A 17256-nucleotide genomic window follows, 5' to 3' on the forward strand; every position below is an offset into this window, starting at 1 on the left:
TCTTACATAAAAAAGGCGTTATCATTTACATTCTACCTCTTACCATTCTCTATTCTCTATTCACCACTCATCGTCTTTTATCATATTCCGTCTCGATAATATCCGAAAGGACATCCGTCATCGACAATCCCGCGGCGTGCACCTGTTGGGGGATAAAGCTCGTTTGCGTCATGCCCGGCGTCGTGTTTACTTCGAGCAATACCGGTTGTCCTTCCGAAACGATATAGTCGGCCCGGATAATGCCTTTTGCCCCGAGGCGGAAATAAATATCCCTCGTCGTTTGCCCTATTTCGCGAGCCACGCGCTCGTCGATGCGGGCGGGAGTGATCTCTTGCACCTGCCCGTTGTACTTGGCATCGTAGTCGAAAAACTCGTTATCCGTCACCACCTCCGTAAGCGGCAGCACGGTGAAGCCTTTCGCCGTTTCGAAGCATCCGCACGTCACCTCCGTGCCGGCTACGTACTTCTCGATAATCACCTCCGGCGCTTCGCCGAAAGCCTTCGATACAGCCTGCACGAGTTCGCCGGCTTTCTTCACTTTCGTCACGGCGAAACTCGATCCGCCGAGGTTGGGTTTCACAAACAGCGGCAGCCCGAGCATTTTTATAATCTCCTCCCCGTCATACGTATCTCCCGACCGTACACATACCGAAGGGGCGATACGTACGCCGGAGCCTTTCAAAAAGTGATTGCACACGTACTTGTTAAAGCTCAGCGACGAGGCTAATACCCCGCAATTGGAATAGGGGATTTGAAGCATGTCGAAATATCCCTGCAACAGGCCGTCTTCGCCCGGCGTGCCGTGGATGGTGATGTAGGCGAAATCGAAGACGATTCGCTTTTCCCCGGTGGTAAAGCTAAAGTCGTTTTTGTCCACCGGGTAGGCCGTACCCTCATGTTCCGCCTCCCATGACGAGCGGTCTATCTTCACTTTATATGCGTGATAGCGGTCTTTGTCGATAAACGAATAGATACCGGCAGCGCTTCGTTCCGATACTTCTTTTTCCGACGAATACCCTCCCCAAATAATGGCGATGTTTTTTTTCATATTCGATGATTACTGATCCGAATCCGGATCATTTCTTAGTTCCGGATGATTCTTTAATTTTATTTCCCGGGCGCTGGTGTAGATGCGCCATTTTTGTATCACCTCTTGCATGTCGGCCGGCAACTCGCTTTGGAAAAACATTTCCTCGCCCGTCACCGGATGTATAAAGCCCAACGTTTCGGCATGCAGGCATTGGCGCGGGCAGGCCACAAAACAATTATATATAAACTGCTTATACCGTACGTGGCGAATGCCGCGCAATATTTCGTCGCCGCCGTAGCGCTTATCGTTGAAGAGGGTATGCCCGATATATTTCATATGCACGCGTATCTGGTGCGTGCGGCCTGTTTCGAGGCGGCATTGCACGAGCGTCACATAGCCGAAGCGTTCCAGCACCTTGTAGTGTGTGACGGCCGGTTTTCCCATATCGCCATCCGGAAACACCCGCATCATCATGCGGTCTTTCGGGTCGCGCCCCACGTTTCCTTCAATGCGCCCTTCGTTTTCTTTCAGGTCTCCCCATACCAATGCCACATACTGCCGCCGGGTGGTTTTATGATAAAATTGCAACGACAGGTTGCTTTTGGCTTGCTCCGTTTTCGCAATCACCAGCAGGCCCGACGTATCTTTGTCGATACGGTGTACCAATCCCAGTCGCGGGTCGTCCATCGTGATACCCTGCTCGTAATTCAGATAATAGGCAATGGCATTGAGCAGCGTGCCGGTGTAATTGCCGTGGCCGGGATGTACCACCATTCCGGGCGGTTTGTTGACGACCATCACCGAATCGTCTTCGTATACGATATTCAGCGGAATGTCCTCGGGGATGATTTCAAACTCCCTTCGGGGGCGGTCCATGACGATCGAGATGACGTCATCCGGTTTAACGCGGTAACTGGCCTTCACCGGAATATCGTTTACCAGAATGCATTCGGCATCGGCGGCTTGTTGTATACGGTTTCGGGAGATGTTCTCTATACGGACAGACAAAAACTTATCGATACGCAGCAGATTTTGTCCTTTATCCGCTACGAACCGGTAATGTTCGTACTTTTCATCCTCGCTGACGGAGTGATCCATCAGGTCGTCATCCTCTTCCGGGGTATCTTGTATGTCGTAAAGATCGTCTTCTTTCACTTATCGTACTCCAATCGTTTAAAAAAATGATTCGTCTACCCCCTTTTTCTCTTCTCCGCCATTCTGAGGGGTTGTCTCGGGCGGCAAGGCGCTTCCGTCCTCCCGGCTGATCGTATCGCTGCTCATCCCGCTGCCGACAATGAGCTTTAGCGTAGCTCCCGCCGGGATTTTTTCGTCCGTAGTCAATTGCCGTCCTCTGTATTCGACGCCCAAAACCAATCCGCTGTATTGCGACGGCACTTCCTCGATCTCCAAATTCGTAAAACCCAGGGAATTGAGGAGCGCAATGGCCTGTCGTGAAGAATAATCGACTAATTGAGGGATCGCTATTTGCTGAGGATTTTTTGAATAAACCGTTAGATAAATCGCACGGCCGGCTTTCACTTTGTTGTCGGGCTTAGGCGTTTGATCGACGATTGCTCCCGGCACGGCATCCATTTGATAGATCGAATCGACCACTTCGCCATGAAGTCCTTTGTTCTTGAGTAGCACGTTTGCTTCGCCCACTTGAAGTCCTTCGAGTTTAGGCACGATGATGTTTTGCCCGTGGCGGGTGTATGCCCTCAGGAAGAGGAGGGTCAGCACCACTAATACGATGGCGGTGACAACGATAATCACTATATTCTTTAGGATACTGTTGCCGAAAATGCTATGTTGAGATTGTTTTTTATTCATAGATAATGCAATAGGGTCTGTTTCTCCAAAAAGGACTTTTATATGACTACAAAAATAACAAAAAAATGCTTGCCGGATACATCCTCATCGAAAAAGAGTTTGTACGAACGACAAAAAGCCGGTATTACCGGCTTACTTTAAAGCAAGAATGATGCGTAATTCATTTCATGCCTCTTTTATGGAGTCTTATCGGACGCTAGTTAATACTCATCCGATACGGATAGCTTTGTGCGACCTTTGGCACGACGAGCGGCAAGCACTCTCCGGCCGTTTTTAGTTGCCATTCTGGAACGAAATCCGTGTTTGTTCTTTCGTTTCGTGTTCGAGGGTTGATACGTTCTTTTCATTATATATTTATTTTATATCTGTTTTCTATTTCGGGCTGCAAAAATAATCAAAAAATTCGGATTAACCAATTTCCCGATAGTATTTAATGGAATCTGCCGGACAGAATTTCGGGAGGTGTTAAGAAGTAATGATCAAATTCGCGGGCAGGATGCGGTGTATATAAACAATTTTGTCATGTACGGTATAGATAATTGCCATTTTCTTGTAATTGATTCGGCGAATATTTGCTCCAAAACGAACGATAAGTATTTCGTTATTAAAAAAAGGAAAAACTTCCGCATTCCGATGTAGTTGCTCAATACTGTCTTTCAATCCTTGAATATAACGAAAAGCCGTAAGTGGAGCTTTATATTTATATAGGATAGCATCGGTTAAATCGTCCATATCGCGGTCGGCTTGTCGTGAATAGACGATGCGGAATTTGTTCATTTTAATTTATAGTTGGTACCATAATGATCGTTTAGTTTCTTTTCTGCTTTTGCAAATATTTCTTCATGTGTCAGTACATTTTCGATATCTTCAGGAAGCGGGTACTCGAGTTTTACGCCTCTTTTGTTTTGCAGGTCCCGCACGATTTTATGCCCGCAAGGATGAGTGACGTCAATAGTTGCTATTACTTTGTTGGTCATATTTTTTTTCTACAAATATACCCTATTTTATTTGGAATAAAAAGGAAATCATTTGTTTCTTTTCATTTTGGTAGCATCCTGTTTTCGTAAAAAATGGACGAAATGTTTTGAAGTTAAAAAAAAACATTCTATATTTGCACCCGCAATTTGAGGAACGAGGATATTTTTCAATGAAAATATGCGTCCTGAATGGCCCATTCGTCTATCGGTTAGGACGCAAGATTTTCATTCTTGAAAGAGGGGTTCGATTCCCCTATGGGCTACAATAAATAATATATTAATACATATAAGTCACTAAGAGATGGCCAATCACAAATCAGCAGAAAAAAGAATTAGACAAATAAAGACCCGCCGTTTATCAAACCGCTATGTTTCACGCACAGTCAGGAACTCGGTTCGTAAAATGCGCTCCCTCACGTCTAAGGATGAAGCTCAAAAAATGTATCCTGAAGTGTGCTCCATGTTGGATAAACTGGCTAAGAAGAAGGTAATTCATCAAAATAAAGCCAATAATTTGAAATCCAAACTTGCCGCTCACGTCAATAGTTTGTAAGCTTTTCTATTCATTCAAAACAATATTGAAATGCCGGATTATGTCCGGCTTTTTTTGTATTTTAGCCGCCGAATACGTTAAAGAAACTGTTTAAATTTCTTACGAAAGGCTCTAATGAAACGATTCTTCGCCTTCAAAAAGTTTCTTTTTTGTATTCTTCTTCCTCTTATTTGGCTCAAATAGCCCGCTATTATCGCCAAAACGAGAAAGAACACTGCTAAAAAATAATTCTTTTTGAATCGCGAAAGAAATTTAAACAGTCTCTAAAGAAGAAAAGATATGATTAAACATCTTGTTTTATTTAAGCTCGCCGATCAGGCCGAAGGCAATACCAAAGAGCGGAATGCTCTCATCATTAAAGAGCGTATCGAGGCGCTTACCTCCGTTATTCCCGTTATTCGCGACATCCATGTCTGGCTGAATCATCCCGATGCGCCTGCCGGGAATTATGACATTGTCTTAGATGCCCTTTTTGATTCGTTGGACGATTTGCATACCTACGCCGTACACCCCGAACATTTGAAGGTGGTAGCGTTTATCGGTAAAGTCAAAACGGAGCGGGTGGCGATCGATTACGAACGGTAAGCGGATGCGTTTCGTGTGGGAGAAATAAGGCGGATGTATTATCCGCTTTTCTTGTTTTGCACGAATGCGAATCCCCTTGCTAAAAAATCAAAAACAATTGGTTAAGACCATTATTTTTTGTATATTTGTTCACTTTTTGACAGCCCTTCCGGACTGTTTGAAGAGAAAAAAACAGATACTGATAGAAAGAAAAATAGAATGACAGACGAAGAAAAGAATTTAGCCAGCGGTGATTATTCGGCTCAAAATATTCAAGTCCTCGAAGGACTCGAAGCGGTGCGCAAACGCCCGGCCATGTATATTGGCGATATCGGGGAGAAGGGATTGCACCATCTTGTGTACGAGGTGGTCGACAACTCTATCGACGAAGCGCTCGCCGGATATTGTACCGATATAGACGTCATTATTAATGAAGATAACTCCGTTACCGTTAAGGATGATGGGCGCGGTATTCCCGTCGATTATCACGAAAAGGAGAAAAAATCGGCCTTAGAGGTTGTGCTGACGGTACTCCATGCCGGTGGTAAATTCGATAAAGGCACCTATAAGGTGTCCGGAGGGCTCCACGGTGTGGGCGTTTCGTGTGTGAATGCCTTGTCGGTTTATTTAAAGGCTGAAGTGCATCGCGGCGGAAAGATTTATGTGCAGGAGTACTCGCGGGGTAAGCCTTATGCCGATATAAAGGTGGTTGGAGACACTACCGGCACCGGTACGATTATTACCTTTAAACCGGATGATACGATCTTTCCTTTGATCGAATATCGTTATGACATTCTTGCGACCCGTTTGCGCGAACTGGCCTTTCTGAATGCCGGTATTACGCTTAATCTGACCGATAAAAGGGTCGTGAAAGACGATGGCACTTACAAAGGCGAGCGGTTTTATTCCGAAACGGGGCTGAAAGAGTTCGTCCGTTATATCGATAAGAATAAAGAGTCCATCATTCCCGATGCGATTCATATCATTACCGAAAAACAGGGCGTTCCCATTGAGATCGCCATGACTTACAACGACACCTACAACGAGAATGTATTCTCGTATGTCAACAATATCAACACCATCGAGGGCGGAACCCATCTCACCGGATTCCGCAGAGGTCTTTCGCGCACGTTGAAGAAGTATGCGGAGGATTCTAAAATGCTCGATAAGGTGAAGCTCGAAATCAGTGGGGATGATTTCCGCGAAGGTCTTACTGCCGTATTGTCGGTGAAGGTTGCCGAACCTCAATTCGAGGGACAGACGAAAACGAAGCTGGGTAACAGCGAGGTGATGGGGGCTGTCGATCAGGCTATCGGCGAAGCGCTCGGAAATTATTTGGAAGAGAATCCCCGCGAAGCGAAGATCATTGTCGAAAAAGTAATCTTGGCCGCAACGGCACGTCATGCTGCCCGTAAGGCTCGCGAAATGATACAGCGCAAATCGCCTCTGTCGGGTGCCGGCCTTCCCGGAAAACTGGCGGATTGTTCCGACAAGGATGCTGAAAAGTGCGAGATATTCCTGGTCGAGGGTGACTCCGCCGGCGGAACGGCTAAGCAGGGCCGCGACCGGATGTATCAGGCGATTCTTCCTTTGCGCGGTAAGATTTTGAATGTCGAAAAGGCCATGCCGCACAAAGTTTTGGAAAGCGATGAAATTCGCAATATCTATACGGCCCTCGGTGTGACCATCGGTACGGATGAGGATTCGAAAGCGCTGAACATCGACAAGCTGCGGTATCATAAGATTATTCTGATGACGGATGCCGACGTCGACGGAAGCCATATCGACACGTTGATCCTGACCTTCTTCTTCCGCTATATGCGCCCGCTTATCGAAAACGGGTACGTGTATATCGCCACGCCTCCTCTTTATTTATGTAAGAAAGGAAAAGTGGAACAGTATTGCTACAACGATCAACAACGCCGTGAGTTTATCGATAAATACGGTGACGGAAACGAGAACGCTATCCATACGCAACGCTATAAAGGATTGGGAGAAATGAACGCCGAACAGCTTTGGACGACGACGATGAATCCCGAACACCGTACGTTGAAACAGGTGACCATTGAAAATGCCGCCGATGCCGATGTCATTTTCTCCATGTTGATGGGCGAAGATGTTGCGCCCCGCCGTGAGTTTATCGAAGAGAATGCGACGTACGCCAACATCGATGCCTAACTTTCGGATATCTACTGGGATACTGTAATGAAACGTCCGCCGGCACTTCAGTTCAATGATAAAGCGGTTATTCTTTCGCCCGCAGGAAAAATAGAGGAGGGCATCGTGAATGATGCCGCCGCTGTTTTGCGTAAGTGGGGATTGACGGTCTCTATCGCCGCAAATGCCCTGCGCGAGACGGGGCGTTTCAGCGGATTTGTGGAGCAACGGCTCGATGACCTGCAACAAGCGTTGGATGATCCTGAGGTGAAGCTTGTCTTTTGCTCCCGGGGGGGATACGGCGTGGTGCATCTATTGGATAAGTTGGATTTTACGCACGTGAAGCTCACGCCCAAATGGGTTGTGGGCTTTAGCGATATCACCGCGTTGCATGCCGCCTTGCAGACGAATGGCATTCAATCGATCCACGGGCCGATGGCGAAGCATTTTGCCGATGAAGGCGACGAGGATGTTGCCGTGCGGTATACCAAAAGTATCCTGGCAGGGCAACCGGTTCGGTATAAGATTCCGGTGAACAAAAATGTCTTTCTCAACCGGAAGGGACGTGCTTCGGGAAGGCTTTTCGGAGGCAACTTATCGGTGTTCTGCGGATTATTGGGTTCGCGGATAGCAATGATTCCCTCGAATGGTATTTTGTTTATCGAGGATGTCGGCGAAGCGCCTTATCGTGTCGACCGGATGATATATCAATTGAAGCTCGCGGGTGTTTTCGATAAAATAAGCGGCCTGATTGTAGGACAATTTACCGATTATGAGGAGGACAATTCGATGTACGCCACCTTGAACGAATCGATCCGTATGGCGGTGAACGAATATACGTTTCCGATTGCCTTCGATTTTCCCGCAGGGCATGTGAAGTTGAATTTCCCGTTGATTATGGGCGCTAAAACATCATTGACGGTAACCGATACCGCCGTGTCGTTCCATCAATAGTTGGGCAACCGGAGACCTCGGTAAATAGAATGAATAAGATGAAGCATCGGACGGTCATCTATTGGATTATCGCTGTGTGTGCGGCGGCAATCGTCTTTTACTTGTCCTGTAACTCATACAGGACAAAGCCGGCGACTGCGGCAGTCTCTGCTTATGAGGCTTACTCCAAAGTCTCTCCTGATTTTGATGCCGACAGCGCTTATGCTTTTATCGAACGGCAGGTTTCTTTCGGCCCGAGAGTGCCGAATACTCCCGAACACAGCGCCTGCGGTGATTACTTGTCGGTTACATTGAAAGCTTTCGGTGCAGAAGTGACGGAGCAGACGGCCGACATCGTCCATTACAACGGAGAAATGTTCTCTATCCGCAATATCATCGGCTCGTTTCAGCCGGAGAAAGAGAAACGGATCATGCTCTTTGCCCATTGGGACACGCGTCCTTTTGCCGACCGTGAAACGGATCCTCAAAAGCAACGGCAACCTATTGCGGGCGCCGATGACGGTGCCAGCGGCGTGGGGGTATTGCTCGAAATCGCCCGCCAATTGCAGCAAAAGCCCGCTGCGGTGGGGGTGGATCTCTTTTTCTTCGATCTGGAAGATTGGGGGCACCCCGAGTTTGAGGCTTCCTCGGTGTCGGGCGACTGGTGGTGCGTCGGTTCCCGTTATTGGTCGGAGAATCCTCATCGTTCCGATTATCGCGCCGCCTATGGAATCCTTCTCGATATGGTAGGAGGGAAAGGGGCGGCCTTTCCTCGGGAAGGCTATTCGGTGCAATATGCTTCAAACGTAGTGGAGAAGGTCTGGAGTACGGCGACTAAGTTGGGATACGGATCTTATTTTATTCAAAAAAACGGCTCGTATATCACTGATGATCATGTCCCGGTAAACAAAATCAGGCATATTCCCTGTGTGGATATTATCCATCTGCAAGATTCCCCCACGGGGTTCGCACCTCATTGGCATACCCACGCCGATAACTTGTCCGTTATTGACCGTGCGACATTGAAAGCTGCCGGACAAACCGTAATGGAAGTAATTTATGCTGAAAATGATTAAAGAACTGTAAGTTCTGAATTATATATAATAATGAAAACGACTGATCAGATACAACAAGAAATTATCGATGAGTTCCGTCTTTTTGATGACTGGATGGATAAATATGCGATGATTATTGAACAGGGAAACTCGCTGAAGCCTCTTGATGAGATATATAAAACGCCTGATAATATCATTCAGGGGTGCCAAAGTCGTGTGTGGCTGCAAACCGATTACCGTGACGGACGGTTGTTCTTTCAGGCCGAAAGCGATGCCTTAATCGTGAAAGGTTTGCTCGCTTTGGTATTGCGGATATTCAATGACCGTACCCCCGACGAAATCCTGGCGACCGATTTGCATTTTATGAAAGAGATCGGACTGACCGAACATCTTTCTCCTACCCGGGCCAACGGCCTTCTTGCCGTTATCAAGCAAATTCGCTTTTATGCCATGGCGTATAAAGCCAAAGAAGTGGCAAAATAAATCCGGCTTTACTCAATCACTTTTATCAATTCGGCATCCGTCAGCAGGTACATTAAGTGAAACGGGTCGTCGCGATTGATTTTGAAGATTCCTTTCAATTGGATATATCGATCGGTGCGAACTCGAGTGAGTTTTTTGTGCCCTTTCTTCACCATAATCTCCATGACCGACTCCACCCCTCCGACTCCGCAGAAAAAGCAGGCGTTCGACGGCGTTTCCGACAAGGCGAATATCGAACCGTCTACATCTATCGGCATATAAAATCCTTCAATTGTGATCTCTTTATTATCCATACGCTCGATATTTTTGCCGAAAGAGGGCATCTGGTAATATCCCGACATCTTGGCCACATATTTACGCGACCAGGTAACATCTTTCAACGATTTCCAATGAACCGCTTGTTGCGCCTGCAAGGCTACGCTCGCGGCAAAGACCGCGCATACTATGGATAGGATTCGCTTATTCATTCGCTCAATGTTTTTGAAATAGGGGTTTGCATGGCTTTTAGGGCCGGTATCAACGCCGATAACAATCCGATGCCGAGGGAGACGATCAGCAGGTATGCATCATTGGCGGTAACCCATTCGCGAAGGGCGTAATGATAATTGCTTTCGGTATATCGCGAGAGCATCCATACGGCCGTACGGCTCAATAGAAACCCTAATACATATCCGGCAACGGCAATGCTCAATCCCTCCAATAGAATCAAAGAGAACAGTTTTCCTCGGCTGCCTCCCATCGCCCGGATAAGGGCCAATTCATATTTGCGTTCTTTCAGCGAATTGATGAGGGATATAAAAATGCTGAAAGCCGAGATGATAATAATAAACGCGGCAATCACATTGAGGCTCTGTACGCCCACGCCCATTAATGCATAGAGGCGGTTTATCTCCATGGCCGGAGCCGCCGCCTGCATGTTGGTCGAAGAATTGATTAAACGGGGTAAGGTCATCGCTCCCATCGGATTGGTATATTGCAGCAACATCAATGTGATTTCTTTACCTCCTCCTGGGCCGTGTGCCTCATCGTGCTCATGCTCGTGCTCGTGGCCATCGTGTTCGAGAGCCTCGGCTTCATGTTCATGATGATCATGCCCGGCCTCTTCCCCGTCATGCGAGTGCGAGTCATCGTCGTGCTCATCGCCATGATGGTGATGCGCATGAATCTCCCATACACTTTCTATGTTTGTCAGAATTAATTGATCGAGCACCGTACCGGTAGGTTCGAATATGCCGGTCACACGATACGTATGATCATTGTGCGCATGCCCCCCTTGTTCGATAAAGCCATGGACGCCGGCGAAAGTGTCGCCTATTTTCAAGCCCGCTTTTTCGGCCACTTTCTGTCCGATGGCTGCTTCGAAATTGCCTTTCCATAAATCTCCTTCCTGTAGGTTCCCTTTGTACAAATCGACGTATGAATGTTCCGTTCCGATAATGCGGAATCCTTTGAAATTATCGCCCAAAGCAAGCGGTACCGCCCGTTTGATCAATGGATTTTCGGTAAGTTTCAATGCTTCGGAGTAATCGATATTCCCGGTAGGGTTATCGACGTGATACAATCCCGAAAGCACGAGTTGTAAGGGACTCCCTTTGGCGCCTACCACCAAATCGACCCCCGCCGCATTCTTGTTCATTTGCTTCTCCAAATTCGAGGATACCAGGAAGATAAACGAAATGACCGTAATTCCTCCCGCAAATAACAGGACATTGAAGAAGAACGACAAGAACTTCGCTTTTATATGTTTATTGTTTAACTGTACGATATTCATACCGGTGAAAGGATTCGTTTTATAAGAATAAGATGTTTGAGAAATGATCGAGGAGCCGTTTGTCGTGGGTGACGATCAAAAGCATGGCTCCGACGGCCGCCGCCTGCTCTTTCAGAATACCGATCGCCTTCTCACAATTGACGTCGTCGAGGCTCGATGTGGGTTCGTCCGCCAATATCAGCGCCGGTTTATTGACCATCGCTCGGGCGATGGATAATCGTTGCAACTCACCCTGGCTCAGTTGCGCCGGTTTGGAAGTGTCTTTACCTTCCAATTGCAGGGACGCCAGCAACCCCAGTATTTCAGGTCGGATTGCTTCCTTGTTGTTCAGGTAACAAGCGATCTGCACATTTTCATAAGCCGTGAGCCAAGGAATGAAAAGCGGTTTCTGAAAGACAATCCCGATATGGCGTCCCCGGAACGCATCCGTTTGTCCGCTCGACAATCCGGTGAGGTTTGTTTCGTCTATGATGATGTCTCCCGAACGCGGTTTTAATAGCCCGGCGATCAGATGCAAGAGCGTGGTCTTCCCGCAGCCCGACGGGCCCATAAGGATACAATGTCCTCCCGGATCACACGTGATGTCGGGGAACGTAAACAGGCGGGAATCCTCATACGAAAAGGTCAAACGATTTGTTACTAAACCTTTATTGTCCATTTTATTGTTTCAATTCTTTTTCTTCCGGACAAATGTACGAAAAAATAGATGAAACGTTGTTGCATTTGATATTTTTTGTACATTTGTATCTCTTAAAGAATTCAAAGAAAAAGGGAGAAAGGCAAAAAGAAGGCGGACTTCCCTTTCTGCGATTCATCAACAACTAAAAAAACGAATATGGAAGATTCCAGAATACCGGTTACGATTATAACCGGTTTTTTAGGCGCGGGGAAAACCACTTTCATCAACCATCTGATCGGGCAATATCCCGAAAAGAAGTTTGCCATCATCGAAAACGAGGTCGGTGAAGTGCCCCTCGACGGCAGTTTGATTGTGGGGACGGACGAAACGATTTTCGAACTCTCGAACGGCTGTATCTGCTGCTCGTTGAACACGGAATTTTATCAGGTAATCCGTCATTTATTGGATGGAGATTATGTGTTTAACCATCTGTTGATCGAGACGACCGGCATTGCCGACCCGACTTCCGTTATCAATGCTTTCCTCTCCGATTATGAAATCATCGATCAGTTCGCCATCGACTCCGTGATATGCCTGGCCGATGCGATGAACCTCGAAGAGTTGATCGATTCGGAGCCGGAGGCGCGAAAACAGTTGGCGATGGCCGATATCGTCCTTCTCAACAAGACGGATCAAGTGAGGGACGGATATGCCGACGAATTACGGTCGAAAATAGCAGACATCAATCCGTTATCGGAAGTCTATCCTGTGGTAAAAGCCGATGTGTCGGGTGTCGAGATTCTCGATGTCTTCCGGTACTCCGGGAAACAGATCGAAAAATCGGTTTCATCCTTCCGCAACCTGACTTTTCTACGGAATAACAACTTCAAGCACGACATCCGATCCGAAGGGATCGCCTTTCCCGGAAGCATGGATTGGGAAAAATTCCGTTTCTGGTTCGAAACGGTGCTTATCTTCGCCAAATACAGGCCTTACCGGGTGAAAGGCATTTTAAGTTTTGAGGACGTCGCCGAAAAATGCATTCTGCATGCCATCAAAGATAATTATGTGTTTGAGAAGGGCGCCGTTTGGCAATCGGATGACGAGCGCTACTGCAAAATGGTCTTTATCGGCCGCGATATCGATAAATTAAAGATTCAGGAAAATATCGAAAAAGTAAGAATTAAATAAATGAACATACGAAACAACATTCCTAAAATACCGGTAACCGTTTTAAGCGGTTTCTTAGGGTCCGGCAAAACGACCGTGTTGAATCATATCCTCAACAACCGGGATGCGATGAAAGTCGCTGTCATTGTCAATGATATGAGCGAAGTAAACATCGATGCGCAATTGGTGGAAAAGGGCGCCGCACTGTCGCGCACCGAAGAAAAACTGGTACAATTGACGAACGGTTGCATCTGCTGCACGTTGCGGGAGGATTTGGTGAAAGAAGTCACGCGTTTGGTTGCCGGCGGACGGTTCGATTACTTGTTGATCGAGGGTACCGGCATTGCAGAACCCATGCCGATCGCTCAATCGTTCAGTTATGCTTTTGATGAGTTGGGCGTCGACCTTACCCGAATCTCCCGTCTTGACACGATGGTTACCGTGGTCGACGGCTTTAATTTTTATAAAGATTTCGGTTCCGCCGATACGGTTGCGCAACGCGATCCTACCGGCACGGCAAGCGATCGTTCGATTGTCGACCTGCTGGTGGAACAGATCGAGTTCGCCAATGTCATCGTCTTGAATAAAATCGATTTGATTACCCCGTATCAAGTGGAAGAATTAAGCCATATTATTCGCAAATTAAACCCGGAAGCCAAGATTATTCCGGCGGATCATGGACGGGTCGATCCGAAAGAAATACTCAACACCCGGTCGTTTGATTTCGTGAAATCCGCACAAAGTTCCGGATGGCAAAAAGAATTGGAGAATAAGCATACCCCCGAAACGGACGAATACGGCATCGGGTCGTTTGTGTTTCGCGAACACCGGCCTTTTCATCCCGCACGGTTTAAGGAATATCTCGATAAGCATTGGGACAGCGGCGTTATTCGCAGTAAAGGGTTTTTCTGGCTCGCAAATCGTAAAGACGAAGCGATGCTGCTTAGCCAGGCGGGGGGATCGATTGTGGTTGAGCGGATCGGTGTGTGGTGGGCTTCGTTCCCGCTGAAAGACCGTAACCGTAATCCGACTTTCCAGGCGAACGAAGAATACATTATGGGCCGTTGGGATAACCAATGGGGCGACCGCATCAACGAAATCGTATTTATAGGGCAGGAAATGAACGAGCAACAGATTCGCGCCGACTTGGCGCATTGCCTCTGCACCGACATCGAATTCAACGCCTTTGAGCGAGGACTGTTGACCAACCATAGTTGGAATTTTTTATAAAGATACAATAAACAAGATAATTAATCAGTAAAAGAATGAACAATTGTTTTCTTATACCTCTATCGATTTTTCTCCTCCTTTTTTGGAGCGGAGGCCGTGCAATTGCCCAAAGGGCAAGCGCGGGAGACATCGAAACGTATCGTATTTACGGCTATGTCTATGAGCAGGACAAAGATCATAAGCAACCTTTGACGTATGCGGTTATCAATATCCCTGAAAATGGGCTGTCGGCTGTTGCAAATGAACAAGGCCGATACGATATCGGGGGAGTCGCGGAGGGGAAAGTCAGGATTACCGTTTCTTTTTTGGGTAAGATTCCGGTAGATACGGTAATCTCTTTGACTCGCGACACACAGGTGGATTTTATGATGCAGGAAGATAACTTCCGCATCAAGGGCATCGTTGTGACTGCAGAGCATCGCCAGTCCGGCCAATCGACTGCATCTCTGATTACCCGAACCGCGATGGATCACATGCAGGCGACCAGTTTAGCAGATGTCATGAGATTGTTGCCGGGGGAATTATCGCGCAATCCGAGTCTTAGCGAATCTCAGCAATTGACGCTTCGCACGGTGACGAACCAAAATGTCCTCGGACTGGGAACGGCTATCATCATGGATGATGCCCCTTTATCGAATAATGCCAATATGCAAACAATGCACCCTTCTGTCGTAGGATCTGTCTCCAGTTTGTATAAAGGAGCCACGCCTTCCGGTGGACCGGATGCGCGACAAGTGTCGACCGATAATATCGAATCGGTGGAAGTGATAAGGGGAATCCCTTCGGTGCAATATGGCGAACTTACTTCGGGTGCGGTCGTTATTCGTTCGAAGGCGGGACGGGAACCCTTGCGTGTCCGGTTAAAGGCTAACCCCAATGTATATCAGTTTTCTGTCGGAAAAGGGTTCCTCCTTGGCGAAAAAAAAGGTGCCCTTAATCTTAGCGCTGATTATGCGAATAATAAAAACTCAACTGTCCAGTCTTATAATTATTATGAACGGACGACTGCAAAGGCGCAGTATTCAAATGAATTGTTTCATAACAAATGGAGCACCCATACCAACCTGAGGTTTTTCTACGGGAATGATACCCGTAAGTTGAATCCAGATGATGAACAGATGAAACGCTCTTCACAAGGCAAAGACGTCGGAATGGGGCTCAACACGAACGGTACTCTCCGACTGAATCTCGGTCTGTTAAAAAATATAACCTACAGCCTTTCGGGAACCTATACAACAAAAGACAGTTACCATAGTGAACTGTATACGTCGGCCAATGCTCCTTTTTCGATGAGTATCACCGACGGAGCTATCCTTTCGAACAAACCGGGCGTAGATGTTTTTGATACGGAGGGAAATAAACTCACGAATATTCCGGAGACAGACCGCTCGAAATTCGCCAGCTACCTGCCCGCTTCGTATCAGGGACGCGAAGAAATCTTCGGACGCGAATTAAACTTGTTTTATAAGGTTAACGCCACATTGTTTAAGAGTATCGGGAACACTCATCACCGTATTATGGTAGGGTCTGACGGCCGAGTCGATAAAAATTACGGCCGGGGGAAGGTCTTCAGCCAAGAAGCTCCTCCCTACCGCGAGCTTCAGGCGATGAATGCTACTTTCCGGCCTCGTTCTTACCGTGATATTCCCGCGGTAAAACAACTCGGATTGTATGCCGAAGAGAACTTTCAATACAGTTTTGCCGGACGCGAACTCCACTTGCAGGCAGGTATTCGCTACGACGATTATTCGGTGGTGAAGGGCTTGTTTACCACTCGCGTCAACGGTTCGCTCAACGTCCTTCCCGATGTGTTGACCCTTCGCGGAGGTTTCGGCCAAATGGCTAAAGGTCCCGTGCAACTATTTCTCTATCCGGAGAGGGCTTATTTCGAATATGTGAATATCAACGAGATGTCCAATGACCGTATTCCCGAAGAAGAACGAGTATATATGACGACCACGAAAGTATTCGACACGCAGAATAAAGACTTGGAGGTAGCCAAGAATACACGTAAAGAGATCGGTTTCGACTTGACACTCGGTAAAACACGTTTGTCTGTAACCGCTTTCGATGATAAATTGAACAACGGATACTCGATGTCCAGAACGGTCAACACTTTCCGCCCTTTCACGTTTAATGAATATAAAAGAGCAGGAGATGGTTCGGCACCGGTCTTTGAATTGGACGCGAGTAATCCTGTTCTGGCAAGTTATTATACTCCTACCAATAACCGGGTCATTCAAACAAAAGGACTTGAATATGATTTCGATTTGGGACGTATCGATGCCCTCCGAACATCTTTCAACCTGAACGGTGCATGGATGAGAGGGCTCACTTATAATAAGGATTATTATTTCTTCGACAACTACAGTACCATAGGGGCTGAAGACCGCACTCATGTGGGTTTATATGAAAAAGGAATGGAAAAACAATATAACGAAACGCACATTAGTGCGCTGAGGATTACCCATAATATCCCGGAAATAGGCTTCGTTATTACGTTGACCACAGAGGCTATTTGGAAAGACGATAAATGGTTTAGTTTCGGCAATGATTCCATTCCTGTGCAATATATCTCGAAAGTAGACGGACAAGTCTATCCTTTTGAACCTTCCAAAAAAGACGATGATGAATTTACCGATATTGTCCGTCCGGTTGATCAAAAAGATAAAATTAAAGAATACTTTTCCAAGCCGGTATTTTGTTTTAACCTGCATCTGACGAAAGAAATCGGAGAGGCCATGCGCCTATCTTTCTTCGCCAATAATTTGTTCAGCAGTTACCCGCAACGGGAATCTAAAAGATACCCGAGACAATATACGGTCTACAATAAAGATTTTTTCTTCGGATTGGAATTATCGATCAAGCTATAAATATCAAAAGA

General features: G+C 46.9%; 18 protein-coding genes and 1 tRNA gene. 10 read left to right on the forward strand and 9 right to left on the reverse strand.

All coding sequences use genetic code 11. From position 1 onward, the window contains the following. Positions 1 to 67: 67 nt before the first annotated feature. The 6 genes from ABNK31_RS00090 to ABNK31_RS00115 all read right to left on the reverse strand — a co-directional run bounded on the left by ABNK31_RS00090 (position 68) and on the right by ABNK31_RS00115 (position 3837). Positions 68 to 1048, reverse strand: coding sequence for a D-alanine--D-alanine ligase (locus ABNK31_RS00090; RefSeq protein ID WP_418893753.1), 981 nt, complete (start codon positions 1046 to 1048; stop codon positions 68 to 70). Between the two features lie 9 nt (positions 1049 to 1057). Continuing rightward, complete coding sequence (locus tag ABNK31_RS00095) at positions 1058 to 2128, reverse strand: RluA family pseudouridine synthase (RefSeq protein ID WP_418895444.1); 1071 nt, start codon at positions 2126 to 2128, stop codon at positions 1058 to 1060. A 75-nt stretch (positions 2129 to 2203) separates the two neighbouring features. Beyond that, complete coding sequence (locus ABNK31_RS00100; RefSeq protein WP_418893754.1) at positions 2204 to 2860, reverse strand: PASTA domain-containing protein; 657 nt, start codon at positions 2858 to 2860, stop codon at positions 2204 to 2206. A gap of 200 nt (positions 2861 to 3060) precedes the next feature. After that, positions 3061 to 3207, reverse strand: a complete 147-nt coding sequence (gene rpmH, locus ABNK31_RS00105; RefSeq protein ID WP_418893755.1) for a 50S ribosomal protein L34 — start codon at positions 3205 to 3207, stop codon at positions 3061 to 3063. Between the two features lie 118 nt (positions 3208 to 3325). Continuing rightward, on the reverse strand, positions 3326 to 3637 hold the full coding sequence (locus ABNK31_RS00110; RefSeq protein ID WP_418893756.1) for a type II toxin-antitoxin system RelE/ParE family toxin: 312 nt from the start codon (positions 3635 to 3637) through the stop codon (positions 3326 to 3328). Next, the gene (locus ABNK31_RS00115; RefSeq protein ID WP_418893757.1) at positions 3634 to 3837 is read right to left on the reverse strand and encodes a hypothetical protein; all 204 of its coding nucleotides are present in this window, start codon (positions 3835 to 3837) and stop codon (positions 3634 to 3636) included. Before ABNK31_RS00115 ends, ABNK31_RS00110 begins: the two co-directional genes overlap by 4 nt. Positions 3838 to 4028: 191 nt before the next feature. On the opposite strand from ABNK31_RS00115, the gene ABNK31_RS00120 reads away from it, so the two are divergent. The 7 genes from ABNK31_RS00120 to ABNK31_RS00150 all read left to right on the forward strand — a co-directional run bounded on the left by ABNK31_RS00120 (position 4029) and on the right by ABNK31_RS00150 (position 9582). Further along, positions 4029 to 4100, forward strand: a tRNA-Glu gene (locus tag ABNK31_RS00120). Between the two features lie 38 nt (positions 4101 to 4138). Next, complete coding sequence (gene rpsT / locus ABNK31_RS00125; protein ID WP_418893758.1) at positions 4139 to 4390, forward strand: 30S ribosomal protein S20; 252 nt, start codon at positions 4139 to 4141, stop codon at positions 4388 to 4390. A 279-nt stretch (positions 4391 to 4669) separates the two neighbouring features. Next, positions 4670 to 4975, forward strand: coding sequence for a Dabb family protein (locus tag ABNK31_RS00130; protein WP_418893759.1), 306 nt, complete (start codon positions 4670 to 4672; stop codon positions 4973 to 4975). A gap of 198 nt (positions 4976 to 5173) precedes the next feature. Then, on the forward strand, positions 5174 to 7132 hold the full coding sequence (gyrB, locus tag ABNK31_RS00135) for a DNA topoisomerase (ATP-hydrolyzing) subunit B (protein WP_418893760.1): 1959 nt from the start codon (positions 5174 to 5176) through the stop codon (positions 7130 to 7132). A 27-nt stretch (positions 7133 to 7159) separates the two neighbouring features. Next, positions 7160 to 8065 carry a S66 peptidase family protein gene (locus ABNK31_RS00140; RefSeq protein WP_418893761.1) on the forward strand — a complete coding sequence of 302 codons (906 nt, stop codon included), beginning with the start codon at positions 7160 to 7162 and terminating at the stop codon, positions 8063 to 8065. 29 nt (positions 8066 to 8094) lie between these two features. After that, on the forward strand, positions 8095 to 9120 hold the full coding sequence (locus ABNK31_RS00145; RefSeq protein WP_418893762.1) for a M28 family peptidase: 1026 nt from the start codon (positions 8095 to 8097) through the stop codon (positions 9118 to 9120). Between the two features lie 30 nt (positions 9121 to 9150). Next, positions 9151 to 9582, forward strand: coding sequence for a SufE family protein (locus ABNK31_RS00150; RefSeq protein WP_418893763.1), 432 nt, complete (start codon positions 9151 to 9153; stop codon positions 9580 to 9582). Positions 9583 to 9590: 8 nt separating this feature from the next. Here ABNK31_RS00150 and ABNK31_RS00155 read toward each other — a convergent pair whose 3' ends face one another. The 3 genes from ABNK31_RS00155 to ABNK31_RS00165 are packed head-to-tail and all read right to left on the reverse strand — an operon-like array spanning position 9591 to position 12011. Then, positions 9591 to 10049, reverse strand: coding sequence for a hypothetical protein (locus tag ABNK31_RS00155; protein ID WP_321579387.1), 459 nt, complete (start codon positions 10047 to 10049; stop codon positions 9591 to 9593). Continuing rightward, on the reverse strand, positions 10046 to 11353 hold the full coding sequence (locus ABNK31_RS00160; RefSeq protein WP_418893764.1) for an ABC transporter permease: 1308 nt from the start codon (positions 11351 to 11353) through the stop codon (positions 10046 to 10048). The genes ABNK31_RS00155 and ABNK31_RS00160 overlap by 4 nt, the downstream gene beginning before the upstream one ends. A gap of 19 nt (positions 11354 to 11372) precedes the next feature. Further along, the gene (locus ABNK31_RS00165) at positions 11373 to 12011 is read right to left on the reverse strand and encodes an ABC transporter ATP-binding protein (protein ID WP_418893765.1); all 639 of its coding nucleotides are present in this window, start codon (positions 12009 to 12011) and stop codon (positions 11373 to 11375) included. A gap of 177 nt (positions 12012 to 12188) precedes the next feature. On the opposite strand from ABNK31_RS00165, the gene ABNK31_RS00170 reads away from it, so the two are divergent. The 3 genes from ABNK31_RS00170 to ABNK31_RS00180 are packed head-to-tail and all read left to right on the forward strand — an operon-like array spanning position 12189 to position 17245. Beyond that, entirely contained in the window at positions 12189 to 13163 is a 975-nt protein-coding gene (locus ABNK31_RS00170) for a CobW family GTP-binding protein (RefSeq protein WP_418893766.1), read from the forward strand. Continuing rightward, positions 13164 to 14372 (forward strand): GTP-binding protein, encoded by a 1209-nt coding sequence (locus ABNK31_RS00175; protein WP_418893767.1) that lies wholly within the window; start codon positions 13164 to 13166, stop codon positions 14370 to 14372. It abuts the gene before it with no gap. A 35-nt stretch (positions 14373 to 14407) separates the two neighbouring features. Then, complete coding sequence (locus ABNK31_RS00180) at positions 14408 to 17245, forward strand: TonB-dependent receptor (RefSeq protein WP_418893768.1); 2838 nt, start codon at positions 14408 to 14410, stop codon at positions 17243 to 17245. Positions 17246 to 17256: the final 11 nt, after the last annotated feature.

It is taken from the genome of Limibacterium fermenti, assembly GCF_041902845.1.
GTDB lineage: Bacteria > Bacteroidota > Bacteroidia > Bacteroidales > Dysgonomonadaceae > Limibacterium > Limibacterium fermenti.